Here is a 12,580-nt window from a genome sequence, read left to right on the forward strand (position 1 = left end):
CATGATAATCCCGGCACTTGATTTAATTGACGGCAAAGTGGTGCGTCTCCATCAGGGAGATTACGGCCAGCAGCGCGACTACGGCAGTGACCCGCTGCCGCGTTTACAGGATTATCAGTCGCAGGGCGCGGAAGTGCTGCACCTTGTCGACCTGACCGGCGCCAAAGATCCGGCGGCTCGCCAAATCCCGCTGCTGCAAAAGCTGCTGGCAGGCGTCAGCGTGCCGGTTCAGGTTGGCGGCGGCGTTCGCACCGAGCAGGACGTTGAAGCCCTGCTGGAAGCCGGTGCGGCTCGCGTGGTCGTCGGCTCCACCGCGGTGAAATCCCCTGAGCGGGTGCAGAGCTGGTTTAAACGTTTTGGCGCCGATGCTTTAGTGCTGGCGCTGGACGTGCGTATTGATGCCCAAGGCAACAAACAGGTGGCGGTGAGCGGCTGGCAGGAAACTTCCGGCACCACGCTGGAGCAGCTTGTTGAACTGTTTCTGCCGTTCGGGCTCAAGCATGTACTTTGCACCGATATTTCGCGCGACGGCACGCTGGCAGGCTCAAACGTTGAGCTTTATCAGGAAGTCTGTGCGCGTTTCCCTCAGGTGGCGTTTCAGGCCTCCGGCGGCATTGGCGGGCTTGAAGATATTGCCGCCCTGCGCGGCAGCGGCGTGAAAGGGGTGATTGTTGGGCGCGCGCTTCTGGAAGGTAAATTCAACGTGAAGGAGGCCATTTCATGCTGGCAAAACGGATAATCCCTTGCCTGGACGTGCGTGACGGCCAGGTTGTCAAAGGCGTTCAGTTCCGTAATCACGAAATCATCGGTGACATCGTGCCGCTGGCGCAGCGCTATGCCCGGGAAGGCGCAGACGAGCTGGTCTTCTACGATATCACCGCCTCGAGCGATGGCCGCGTGGTAGACAAAAGCTGGGTGACCCGCGTGGCGGAAGTTATCGATATTCCTTTCTGCGTGGCGGGCGGGATCAAGTCCGTTGAGGATGCCGCGCAGATCCTGTCGTTCGGGGCGGATAAGATTTCCATTAACTCCCCTGCTCTGGCCGATCCTGAGCTTATCACTCGCCTGGCGGATCGCTTTGGCGTGCAGTGCATCGTGGTCGGCATTGACACCTGGTTTGACGCTGAAACCGGCAAATACCACGTTAACCAGTACACCGGCGACGAAAGCCGCACGCGCGTAACACAGTGGGAAACCCAGGACTGGGTGCAGGAAGTGCAGAAGCGCGGCGCCGGGGAAATCGTCCTGAATATGATGAACCAGGACGGCGTGCGCAACGGCTACGACCTGGCCCAACTGAAGAAAGTGCGTGAAGTCTGCCACGTGCCGCTCATCGCCTCCGGCGGCGCGGGCACCATGGAACACTTCCATGAGGCTTTCCGCGATGCGGACGTTGACGGTGCTCTGGCGGCTTCCGTGTTCCATAAGCAAATTATCAATATTGGCGAGCTGAAGGCGTTTCTGGTTCAGCAAGGTGTGGAGATTCGAGTGTGTTAACAGAACAACAGCTAGCCCAGCTGGACTGGGAAAAAACCGATGGCCTGATGCCGGTTATCGTTCAACACGCGGTGTCCGGCGAAGTCCTGATGCTCGGCTATATGAACCAGGACGCGCTGGCGAAAACTCTGGAAAGCGGCAAAGTGACCTTCTTCTCGCGCACCAAACAGCGCCTGTGGACTAAAGGGGAAACGTCAGGCCATTTCCTGAACGTGGTGCGTATTGCGCCAGACTGCGATAACGACACGCTGCTGATCCTGGTGAACCCCATCGGCCCAACCTGCCACCTCGGCACCTCAAGCTGCTTCGGCGAAGCGCATCACGACTGGCATTTCCTGTTCGAGCTGGAACAGCTGCTGGCTTCACGCAAAACAGCCGATCCGGCAAGCTCTTACACTGCGAAACTGTATGCCAGCGGGACCAAGCGTATTGCCCAGAAAGTGGGTGAAGAAGGCGTGGAAACCGCGCTGGCCGCAACCGTGAACGATCGTCACGAGCTGACCAACGAAGCTTCTGACTTGATGTATCACCTGCTGGTGCTGCTGCAGGATCAGGATTTGGACTTGAGTGCGGTGATAGAGAACTTACGGGCGCGGCATAAATAAGCCCGGGAACGGACGTAAAAAAGGCCGCTAATGCGGCCTCAGATTGATGACAAACAGCCGAAAAACGTGGTTTTCGACTGTTTGGGGCAAACCAGAGAACATTATTCATTGCTTTTATTAGACCTGGGTTCGGGCTTTTTTAGAACAATGAACTTTGTCAGCAGTCTCAGGCCGCTAACGCGGCCTTTTGTTTTTTTGCAGGTTTACGCAGCTGGTTTATAGTTACGCAGCGCGTTACGTCCCAGGACATAACCTGAACCTACAATAATACCCAGCAAGGCAGCCAACACGAGCGTCAGACCTTTTTTCGGGCTGTCTTTACGCACCGGCAAAGTCGGCTTCATGATATAACGAAACGCATACGTCGTTTCCGGCGTCGACTTCAGTTCGCTGACGGCCAACAACGCCTGGCGGGCGTTAAAGTAAGAGTTATCCAGCGGCAGAGGACGGGAAGCTTCATTTTTGATCATTGAAGAAAGTGCCTCACTCCCCAATACAAACAGCGTATCTTCAGATAAGGTTTCCGCTTGTGAAACCACGGGTTTTGTAATATTGGACTGCTGAGCGACAACCAGCGCTTGATTTAGCTCATCCAGGCGTTTTTGCTGCTTCTCTTTTGCCACTTTTTCTTTTGTCATCAGCTGATCTTTCAGGTCGTTGATTCTTTCATCAACAGACGTTTTGAGATCGCTATCCAACTCGGTAACAATTCGCTTATTAATTTGCTGGAGATAAGTATTGAGCGTTTTCTGGGCTTGCTGTGCCGTAGTGCTTTGATAGCTAATTTTAAGCGGCAAAGGCTGGTCTTTAGTTGCTGGTTCTATGATTAACTTTTCAGGCTTATCCTGATTTTCAAGCTGGCCAGAAAGTGCAGAAATGGCTGAGTTAAAACGGCCAAAGAAGCGCTGTTGTACTTCAACATTCGATGGCGTATTACCTGGCGTCTGACTATACAGTATATCCATCGCGTTACTGTAGTTAGCAATCTGCCCCGAATCCGGCAGCGTTACGATCGCCGAGGAAGTCCATTTTTCTTTGGCAACGGTCAGATAAACAACGGCGAGCAGGATGGCTAAAACCATCACTGCAACGATCGCGATTTTACCACGCCACAGCTGAAGAAAAATATCAATCAAATCAATTTGTTCTTCTTTATTATTAGTGTGATCTGTCGTCACATTTGAGTCAGTTCGATTCATGGTAACCTTTGAAAAAAGAGTGAGAACAACGACATATATTCAACTGCTTTATAGTATAGAGAGAGAATGGTCAAAAAACCTCAATGATTTGTAAGCAGAAGATGAGAATTTGCTGAAAATCAACCTGACTCTGGAATAAACAAGCCGTATAAATAAGTTGTTCAATAATTCACCAGTTAACACATGTAAAAAAAGGCCCTTAAAGGGCCTTTTATTTAAAGCGAAAAGAATTTTAGTCAAGCCACTCGGTGTGGAAGACACCGTCTTTGTCTGTGCGCTTATAGGTATGCGCCCCAAAGTAATCGCGCTGAGCCTGAATCAGGTTAGCCGGCAGTACCGCAGCACGGTAGCTGTCATAGTAGGCGATTGCCGCGGAGAAGGTTGGCGTTGGAATACCGTTCTGTACCGCGTAAGAAATCACATCACGCAGCGCCTGCTGGTAATCGTCGGCAATCTTTTTGAAGTAAGGCGCCAACAGCAGGTTAGCAATAGTCGGGTTCTCAGCATAAGCATCCGTGATTTTCTGCAGGAACTGGGCACGAATGATACAGCCCGCGCGGAAAATCTTCGCGATCTCACCGTAGTTCAGATCCCAGTTGTTCTCTTCAGATGCGGCACGCAGCTGGGAGAAGCCCTGAGCATAAGAAACGATTTTGCCCAGGTAAAGAGCACGACGAACTTTTTCGCTGAACTCTGCTTTGTCGCCGGAGAATGGCTTAGCCTGCGGGCCACTCAGCACTTTTGATGCCGCAACACGCTGCTCTTTCAGAGAGGAGATATAACGTGCAAACACGGATTCTGTAATCAGAGACAGTGGCTCACCAAGATCCAGAGAGCTCTGGCTGGTCCATTTACCGGTACCTTTGTTTGCCGCCTCGTCCAGAATCACATCGACCAGGTATTTACCTTCATCATCTTTTTTGGTGAAGATATCCTTGGTGATGTCGATAAGGTAGCTGCTCAGCTCGCCTTTGTTCCATTCGGTGAACGTTTCGGCCAGCTCTTCATTAGACAGGTTCAGACCATGCTTCAGCAGAGAATAGGCTTCTGCAATCAGCTGCATGTCACCGTATTCGATGCCGTTATGCACCATCTTCACGTAGTGACCGGCACCATCAGGCCCGATATAAGTCACACAAGGTTCGCCGTCTTCAGCAACTGCGGCAATCTTGGTCAGGATAGGCGCAACCAGCTCGTAAGCGTCTTTCTGGCCGCCAGGCATGATGGATGGGCCTTTCAGCGCGCCCTCTTCACCGCCGGAAACGCCGGTACCGATGAAGTTGAAGCCTTCGGCAGACAGGTCACGGTTACGACGAATCGTGTCCTGGAAGAAGGTATTACCGCCATCAATGATGATGTCGCCTTTATCGAGATACGGCTTCAGGGAGTCGATAGCGGCATCAGTGCCCGCACCCGCTTGCACCATTAACAGGATTCGACGCGGCGTTTCGAGAGACTCAACGAACTCTTTTACGGTATAGTAAGGAACCAGCTTCTTGCCTGGGTTCTCGGCGACGACTTCTTCAGTCTTCTCACGGGAGCGGTTGAATACGGAAACGGTATAACCACGGCTTTCGATGTTCAGCGCCAGGTTGCGCCCCATCACGGCCATACCAACAACGCCGATCTGCTGCTTGGACATTACATACTCCTGTCAGGTGTGCTCACCGCGCCCTACACGCGGCTTCAAATGTGGCTATGATGTTAACTCATGTTTAAGACTTACAGATAGTGGAAGATGCCTTAATCGCACATAACTTTCATATTCCACATATTTAGTCTGGGTAGAAACCTAATAATAATAGCTATTGCCTATAGGATTGATTTCGTTCTGATACCCGCTTTGCTCAATAGCAGAAACATCAAAGCACTTTTTATATGCCAATAAAAATGTTTACTAAAAATCTTACGATTTTGATGTTTTGCTAGATGTACTGCACTGATTGTCGGCAAATATGTTAAGCCATAACCTTGCTTATTAGCACGATAGCAAATATCAATATCTTCGCAATACATGAAGAATTTTTCATCAAAACCACGGAGCTTTTTATAAACATCAGTTCTAAATGCTAAAAAAGAACCGGCAGCCCAATCAACTTTAGAAACATCAAGGCATTCTTTTATTAGCGAATTATTCCCCAATCCCATAAACGACTTCGCAAACGTGGTGAAAGTTGGGAATTTACGAATGGAAAAATCACGAATCGTTCTTTCGTTGTTTTTGTACAAAGAGATCGCGGCAAATGGAATCGAATTATTACTCATGCAATCAATCAGTTGCTGTATATCCTCTGGCGAGGCGACCACATCAGGATTGAATGTAATGAAAAAATCATCATCTGCAATATTAAATTGCTCTTCACAATACTTAAAAACTATATTGTTATTTTTACCGAAACCACAACCGTACGCGTCATTTATAAGATGAATGTTATGTTGTTCACAATAACGCTGTAACAACTGAGCCTCGCCCTCATAATTATTTTTCAATACGACCACAAAGTGCTTCGCAAGAATTGACAAGCAATCCAATTCCGTGATTAAAGACGCATGTTTATGCGAAACAACAGATAAGAAAACCCTCATTTTTATCCCTTTACTCTCTTATGGAACAATTTTATCTACCAGGGTTATATAAGCCTAATTTCGTAGATAATTTCGCCATACTAAAAAGAACCAATGGCACACGGCATAATAACGCCATTATTTTCTGTTTAATACTTAAAAGACTAATAACCTTTTTATTTTTTAAATAATTCTTCAAACCTATATCTGTTGTTAAATCTACTTTTCGCTTAAAACCATTATAATCATCAGAACAAAACGAAATAATGATGAGAAGGTACGTTAAGTGTCGAACAACAAATGCGTTAAAAACAATTTCATACTGATCGAAAATATCTTTTTCCTGCATGAAAAATTTTAACTTATCTATGGTTAACAGGCTATCTTTTAAATTATCAGAAGTGATATTCCTTGATGTGCTGCCGCTGCGTATCAATGCATGGTACAATGTTTTATTAATAAAAGTTGTTTTCTTTGAATAATAACCAATTATTCTTGAGTATATAATGTCTTCGTTTTTTCTCAACGAAGGGAACTCGATCTTGTTGTTCAATAAAAAACATCTGCGGTATGCTTTATTGCAGGGTGAAGAAAGTATATCCCTATCTAACATGGCTGATATAAAAATATCATCTCCTGACATTGTTGGCAGACTATATCGAGCAGACTGATGTCGTGGCCGATTATTTTCATCAACAAAATCAATGAGGAAATTCACAAAATCACAATCCGGTGTACTATTAATGGCTTCATTAATATTTTTCAATGCATCACTTTCAATGAAATCATCACTATCAACATAAAGTATAAAATCATTTTTAGCCTTAGCTAATCCAAAGTTTCTAGCAACCCCCTGCCCTTCATTGTTTTTAGTGTAAGCATTAAAACGTGAATCTTTTTTTTCATATCCCTGACAAAGAGCAAATGTCTCATCCTGAGAGCCATCATCAACCAAAACAACCTCAAAGTTATTATAGTTTTGGTTCTGTAAACTCTTAATACAGCGCTCAAGGAAAAGGGCCGAATTGTATAGCGGAACAATAATTGTGAATGAATTATTCATCACAAACGACTCCTGTGTTTTCAGTACAACAATGCTAACTGGCATCCCAATAATAATGGTATGGCATAAATGGAGACGGGCCGTTTCCATACTCATCAGCCATATTACGGTATCTTCCAGTAAAACACAGTAAACTTATAAAGAAGAGCACCAGAACTGCCTGCAATCTAAAATATATAAGCTCCGGTAATTTGCAAAACAAGACAAGAATCACTACAAACTGAATTCTCATCCCCATATAAGTATAACGCGACATTATAAACGACAGAAGCTCAGCACCACAGAGCAAAGCCACAAAGAAAAAGGCAGGCTGCTTCCTTGCGGAGACAACAACCAACCCGACAGTTAGTATAAATATTAATAATGGCATCACACCAGAAAGAGCACCAGGAGACTCAATGGTGGAATATTGGGCTAGTTTTAAAAGAACCCTATCCTTAAAGAAATAAATAAACAAACCAGCAATAGCAGCAATAACAACCAAGGCTTTTGTATTTAAATATCGTAGATAATTGATAAACATTAAAGCTATGACAACAATCGATGATATATGAAACGATATGGCAAGTGCGACCAATAGCAAGAACTTTATATTGTTTTTCTTCTGCTGTTGATCGTAAGCTAAAAGTGCGAATGAGTAAGCTATTCCATACCTCAATCCATTCATGTACATATCAAAAAAGAATAATGGAACAATCAGTAATGTATAAACAAATACACGTTCCTTACTATTCCCAAAAAATAATCCAAAGTTGATGAGCATTAACAAAGAAAGAATCTTTGTAATAATCAGCCCATCACTTGTAAACATTAAAAGGAATTCAGTTGCAATATAAAAGCCGATTTCAACCGAAGCATCAACGCCATGTTCAATGAGACCGATTATATCAATATAAGATTGTGTATCAGTCCCTGTATGCCCACGCAGCAATACTATTGCCAGTGGAATTGCTGTAATTAAAAAATAGAGCCTGCTGGGTTTTAATATATTCCTGAAAAACAGCAGGGAAAGAATGGAGTAAACATATCCAATTATATATATCATCACGGCTCAGCCATTTTTTAAAAAATCGGTGAAACCACTTTTGGCGTGTTTTTTGACTGTTATCGTTGCTGCACTAATCAATGAGAGCATTCTTTTATATTTTTTAAGAATGTTGCTCACATGATAACCAGATATGCCTTCAACATCACTTTTAGTAAATTGTTTCGCCATCAGATATTGCTTCTCACCTGCCAAGAAAGACAAATACCAGATGTAATCAGAGCGATAAGATAACGTTGCTACCTCTGATAATGTCTCGTCATCTAAATAGGCATTAGTATGCGCATGAGAAGCAAAGGAATCATGACCATCTTTTATTGCTGTGTAGGCACTTGCACTTCTTGGCGCAGAGCCAGGGATTATTGCGTTACTTATTTCAGAATAAAAACTTATCTTATGCTGTTGTAGATAGCCGGCAGAGTAAGAATCCGGCGCAAACGGACCAAAATCAAAATCTTCAACAATAGAGTTCGAAAAAATACAATGGTAGAAAGAAGGTATGATATTAAACTGTGGCCCATCAAATTTATTGATGCCTTTAAAAATTTTTTTCTTTATAATTGCATGAGTTGCCTGGACTAACCGATTATTTTTTCTTACTTCAAAGTCACATATTACTGAACCACGCCGTGATTTAAATCCATTCCAATACACAAGATTTTCGAACAGCGGTCGAAACACATCTATGTTTTTAGCTTTCAACTGAGTGCATATATCCAACGCTGCAGGCGTGATAAAATCATCATCACCAATAAAGGTAGAGTAGCCCGCTTTGTTTTTCACATAGTTGATACCACGATTGAAGTTAGCAGAAACTGAAATTTGCCTATCGTCATTATCATAAATCCAATCAGATGCTTTACAAATACTAGCGACATCATGATTAATATGTAAAGAGTTATCTAGAACAATAATCTTTATATTTACCTCAGAAGAAAAAACCTCACTGAGTATTTTTATCTGAGTCAGAAGTGTTTCTGCGTTATTTTTTGACGGGATTAATACATAAAGCATAGTATGTTCCGATAATTATAATTTTGCTTATGGCCTGAATAGGCCACAAGCTCTGGAAACATTAATTTGAGATTTCTTCCTGTACATACTTCAGCGTGAGTAAGAGCTCCTTAATTTCTTCAACATTTAAACGCTCTGTATTATGAGAAGTATAATCATCAACATTGTTGGCTTCTGGTTTCCCATCGATGATAAACTTATCGTAGTTCAGATCACGGTTATCTGCCGGCACTCGATAATATTTACCCATATCTTCTGCTTTAGCCATCTCCTCACGTGAAACAAGTGTTTCGTAGAGTTTTTCACCGTGACGAGTGCCAATAATTTTAGTGTTATAAGGTAATTTCAGCAGTTCGCCAATTGCTGTTGCCAAATCTTCAACGGTACTGGCTGGTGCTTTCTGCACAAAAATATCACCCTGCTGGCCATTTTTAAATGCATGTAAAACCAAGTCCACAGAATCCTCAAGGGACATAAGGAAACGAGTCATCTTCGGATCGGTAATTGTCATTGGCATTGAAGTTTTAATTTTTTCAATAAACAATGGAATAACTGAACCCCTGGAGGCCATAACGTTGCCGTAACGGGTGGCGCACATAATGGGTCCATCTTCACCAATAGTTCTTGATTTTGCAACGAGTACTTTCTCAGCCATTGCCTTCGAAATACCCATAGCATTAATTGGATATACAGCTTTATCGGTACTTAACAAAACGACTTTTTTAACATTATTTTGAATCGCCGCATTCAGGACGTTTTCAGTACCAATGACGTTGGTCTTAACGGCTTCCATCGGATAAAACTCACACGAGGGAACCTGTTTTAAAGCCGCAGCGTGGAAAACATAATCCACCCCCTTCATTGCCTGGCTGATAGAATCATAGCAACGCGTATCACCAATATAGAACTTAATTTTTGGATTATTCAACGCGATACGCATATCTTCTTGTTTTTTTTCATCTCGGCTAAAGACAATAATTTCTTTAACATCAGTATTTAAAAAGCGGTTCAGCACCGTATTACCAAAGGACCCTGTACCACCAGTTATCATCAGTTTTTTATCTTTAAACATAACTATTTCAACTCACTTTTAGACATATGAAACAATATTTATCGCAATAGACTCATAATCCCACAGCAGGCCGCCATGAAAGAAATACCTGCTATTGTTATTTTTGCGTTTACAACTGCATGGTGTTTAATCAATTTAAGTGAGATACATCTCCCCCAAAATACAGTTGTTGAAAGCGTGTGGTAAATAAAATAAGTTATACAAATTGCTTTAATATCGCCTAGAGACGAAAAATAATAAACAAACATTAAAGTAATAAGAGTAAGAATGAATGACGTGCCTGCCTGAAACTTAAAATCGCCAACGCCTACTAATAAAACATAAGGAATATAACCAAGAGCACCTATTGCAATGCCGGGTAAAAGAATTGTAGCGTAAAAGACTACATTGTCTACATACTCGCTACTGTGAAGCCAGAATTTAATCACGACAGGAATTATCAACCATATAAAAATGGTCGGTAATATCACAATCGCGTTTAATGCCAAAGTATATTTTTTTAGAATATTTCCAATATCAGCACTCGGAGTGTTTAGTTGATTAATAACTCTGGGCTGAAAAAACTGCATAACCGGTGTCGCCATCACCGTAATTGGTAGCATACAAAAGGTACTTGCAAGAAAATATGGTGCTGAAACTGCCGGACTATGCTGGTGCGCCACAATAATCTTGTCAAGCTGCAATACTGTAGCGCCAGCTATGCTATATAGAACGAGTTTTTTCCCCTGGCAAAACATCAAATACAATGTTCTGAAACTGCATTTCCCTCTGAAATCATAAACCTGAGAATAGCAAAAAAACCTGAAAACAAGTGCCTGAAGTAACAGCAAACCAACTTGTATAAATAAGAACGCTTCTATGCTGGCAGGGTAATACACAACGCCGAGGAATGTCCCCCCCCCCCGCAATAAAACAAAGAAAATTTGTAACCAGCTTGAAAAAATAAATTTCCGGGCTGTTAGCAAAACATTGTAATAAACATTTTGCAGCACTGCTAAAATAACCGTAAGAATGATAAGACAGATGTTAAATAATGAAAGCTGGAAAGCTTTTTCATTACTAATCCAAAATACCATAAAAATCAATACTGTTACAAAAACATATAGAAGCGTTATTATGCGCTCTGCATCTTTCAATACAGGTAGCTTAATAAGCTCTTTTTTATAATGAATAGCTGTTTCACGTGAAACGATGATCGACATGCCGAAGTCAAGCATTGTTGCGAGAGCCTGTAAAGAAAAGACAATCGTAACGATGCTAAATACTTCTGGCTGTAAATACTTTGCATATAAAGGAAGAAAAAAAACGCCGACAAGTATGTTGCCAACTTTCCCTGACAACAGTGAAAATAAGTCAAATAGCTTTCTAAAATCTTTATTGAGCAAAGAAGTTGAGTTAATCATCTAATTTTTCTTTTACTTTGCTAAAAATGTCCATCATGGTGATGATGTCGTTTTTAGTAAGCCACCAACCAACAGGCAACGCAAGGATTGTACTTTGGACTTCGTCTGTTACCGGAAGTGAAGATGCCTTCGCATTAAACCCACTGTAAATATCATTTCGATGATGCAGTGATGATGCATGAACACCCGCTTCTTTAAGCTTTTTAATGAACAAATCCCGTTGTTCAACTTGCAATAAATAAACCCAATACGCCGGTTCATCCTTCTCCTGCAACTGCGGCCTTGTAACCCCTTGCATCTGATCCAGATATGAATCAATGCAACTGGCATTGCTTTGAATCGCAGCAAGTCTATCATTTACATCACTTAGCTGGACACTCCCCATTGCACAATTCAGATTTGGCAGATTCATCGACCAGCCAATTTCGGCAATATTAGACTGCGGATTAATTTCACCAATAGCATTACGAAATGTAGCGGAGTCTACCCCAAAACGACGAAGCTTCAATGCTCGCTCGTAATCATCCTGGTGCTTACAAATCAAAGCACCACCCTCGATTGTATTAATTAAACGATTTGGATAAAACGAGTGGATGCTAAAATCACCATATGACCCGCTTAGACCATCACGATTTGAAGAAAGAAAAGCATTGTTGCAATCCTCAATTAATGTAATACCGTGACGTTTACAGATCTCTGAGATGGCTTTGCTATTCGCGGGGTAACCTGCGGTATGATATAAAATTACTGCCTTTGTTTTCTCTGTGATCGCTCTCTCCAACAGTGCAGGATCCATATGAAAACTGCCTGGAAATAAATCGACCCATACAGGTATAGCGCCTATATTATTTATTGGAGAGTTGGACGACATACAGGTGAATGCCGTAGTCAGTACTTCATCGCCTTTACCTACTCCAGACAAATAAAGTGCGATGTACATGGCAGCACTCATGTTACTTGTTGAAACAACAAACTGCTCACCGAGTAAATCACCAAGTCCATTTTCGAACTCTTTGATATATTTCCCGGATGCGACTGCACCTGATTGCAGGACAGAAGAAATAACAGAATCCAGTTGTGATGAGTAATATGTTTTAAAAAGTGGATATTTGAACAT

Annotated in this window: 12 protein-coding genes; 3 read left to right on the forward strand and 9 right to left on the reverse strand. The window is 42.8% G+C overall.

Annotation, left to right across the window (positions count from 1 at the left end):
• Position 1: 1 nt before the first annotated feature.
• From hisA to hisIE, 3 genes are read left to right on the forward strand one after another with little or no spacing between them, the layout of a single operon-like run.
• Positions 2 to 739 (forward strand): 1-(5-phosphoribosyl)-5-[(5-phosphoribosylamino)methylideneamino]imidazole-4-carboxamide isomerase, encoded by a 738-nt coding sequence (gene hisA / locus VGM55_RS16000; RefSeq protein WP_331635999.1) that lies wholly within the window; start codon positions 2 to 4, stop codon positions 737 to 739.
• Positions 721 to 1,497 (forward strand): imidazole glycerol phosphate synthase subunit HisF, encoded by a 777-nt coding sequence (gene hisF, locus VGM55_RS16005; RefSeq protein WP_154189199.1) that lies wholly within the window; start codon positions 721 to 723, stop codon positions 1,495 to 1,497. The genes hisA and hisF overlap by 19 nt, the downstream gene beginning before the upstream one ends.
• On the forward strand, positions 1,491 to 2,102 hold the full coding sequence (hisIE, locus tag VGM55_RS16010; RefSeq protein WP_331636000.1) for a bifunctional phosphoribosyl-AMP cyclohydrolase/phosphoribosyl-ATP diphosphatase HisIE: 612 nt from the start codon (positions 1,491 to 1,493) through the stop codon (positions 2,100 to 2,102). Before hisF ends, hisIE begins: the two co-directional genes overlap by 7 nt.
• A 203-nt stretch (positions 2,103 to 2,305) precedes the next feature.
• Here the strand turns inward: hisIE and wzzB are convergent, their stop codons facing one another.
• The 9 genes from wzzB to VGM55_RS16055 all read right to left on the reverse strand — a co-directional run bounded on the left by wzzB (position 2,306) and on the right by VGM55_RS16055 (position 12,580).
• Positions 2,306 to 3,301, reverse strand: a complete 996-nt coding sequence (gene wzzB / locus VGM55_RS16015) for an LPS O-antigen chain length determinant protein WzzB (protein WP_154189200.1) — start codon at positions 3,299 to 3,301, stop codon at positions 2,306 to 2,308.
• A 232-nt stretch (positions 3,302 to 3,533) separates the two neighbouring features.
• Entirely contained in the window at positions 3,534 to 4,943 is a 1,410-nt protein-coding gene (gene gndA, locus VGM55_RS16020) for an NADP-dependent phosphogluconate dehydrogenase (protein WP_331636001.1), read from the reverse strand.
• A gap of 170 nt (positions 4,944 to 5,113) precedes the next feature.
• On the reverse strand, positions 5,114 to 5,887 hold the full coding sequence (locus tag VGM55_RS16025; RefSeq protein WP_331636002.1) for a glycosyltransferase family 2 protein: 774 nt from the start codon (positions 5,885 to 5,887) through the stop codon (positions 5,114 to 5,116).
• 31 nt (positions 5,888 to 5,918) lie between these two features.
• The gene (locus VGM55_RS16030) at positions 5,919 to 6,929 is read right to left on the reverse strand and encodes a glycosyltransferase family 2 protein (RefSeq protein WP_331636003.1); all 1,011 of its coding nucleotides are present in this window, start codon (positions 6,927 to 6,929) and stop codon (positions 5,919 to 5,921) included.
• A gap of 34 nt (positions 6,930 to 6,963) precedes the next feature.
• The gene (locus tag VGM55_RS16035; protein ID WP_331636032.1) at positions 6,964 to 7,974 is read right to left on the reverse strand and encodes an EpsG family protein; all 1,011 of its coding nucleotides are present in this window, start codon (positions 7,972 to 7,974) and stop codon (positions 6,964 to 6,966) included.
• A gap of 6 nt (positions 7,975 to 7,980) precedes the next feature.
• A complete protein-coding gene (locus VGM55_RS16040) occupies positions 7,981 to 8,988 on the reverse strand; it encodes a hypothetical protein (protein ID WP_331636004.1) in 1,008 nt (335 codons plus the stop codon).
• Between the two features lie 61 nt (positions 8,989 to 9,049).
• Positions 9,050 to 10,060, reverse strand: a complete 1,011-nt coding sequence (locus tag VGM55_RS16045) for a polysaccharide biosynthesis protein (RefSeq protein ID WP_039304607.1) — start codon at positions 10,058 to 10,060, stop codon at positions 9,050 to 9,052.
• Between the two features lie 38 nt (positions 10,061 to 10,098).
• Entirely contained in the window at positions 10,099 to 11,463 is a 1,365-nt protein-coding gene (locus tag VGM55_RS16050; protein WP_331636005.1) for a lipopolysaccharide biosynthesis protein, read from the reverse strand.
• Complete coding sequence (locus tag VGM55_RS16055) at positions 11,456 to 12,580, reverse strand: DegT/DnrJ/EryC1/StrS family aminotransferase (RefSeq protein ID WP_331636006.1); 1,125 nt, start codon at positions 12,578 to 12,580, stop codon at positions 11,456 to 11,458. Before VGM55_RS16055 ends, VGM55_RS16050 begins: the two co-directional genes overlap by 8 nt.

It is taken from the genome of Cedecea sp. (assembly GCF_036500665.1).
Classification (GTDB): domain Bacteria; phylum Pseudomonadota; class Gammaproteobacteria; order Enterobacterales; family Enterobacteriaceae; genus Cedecea.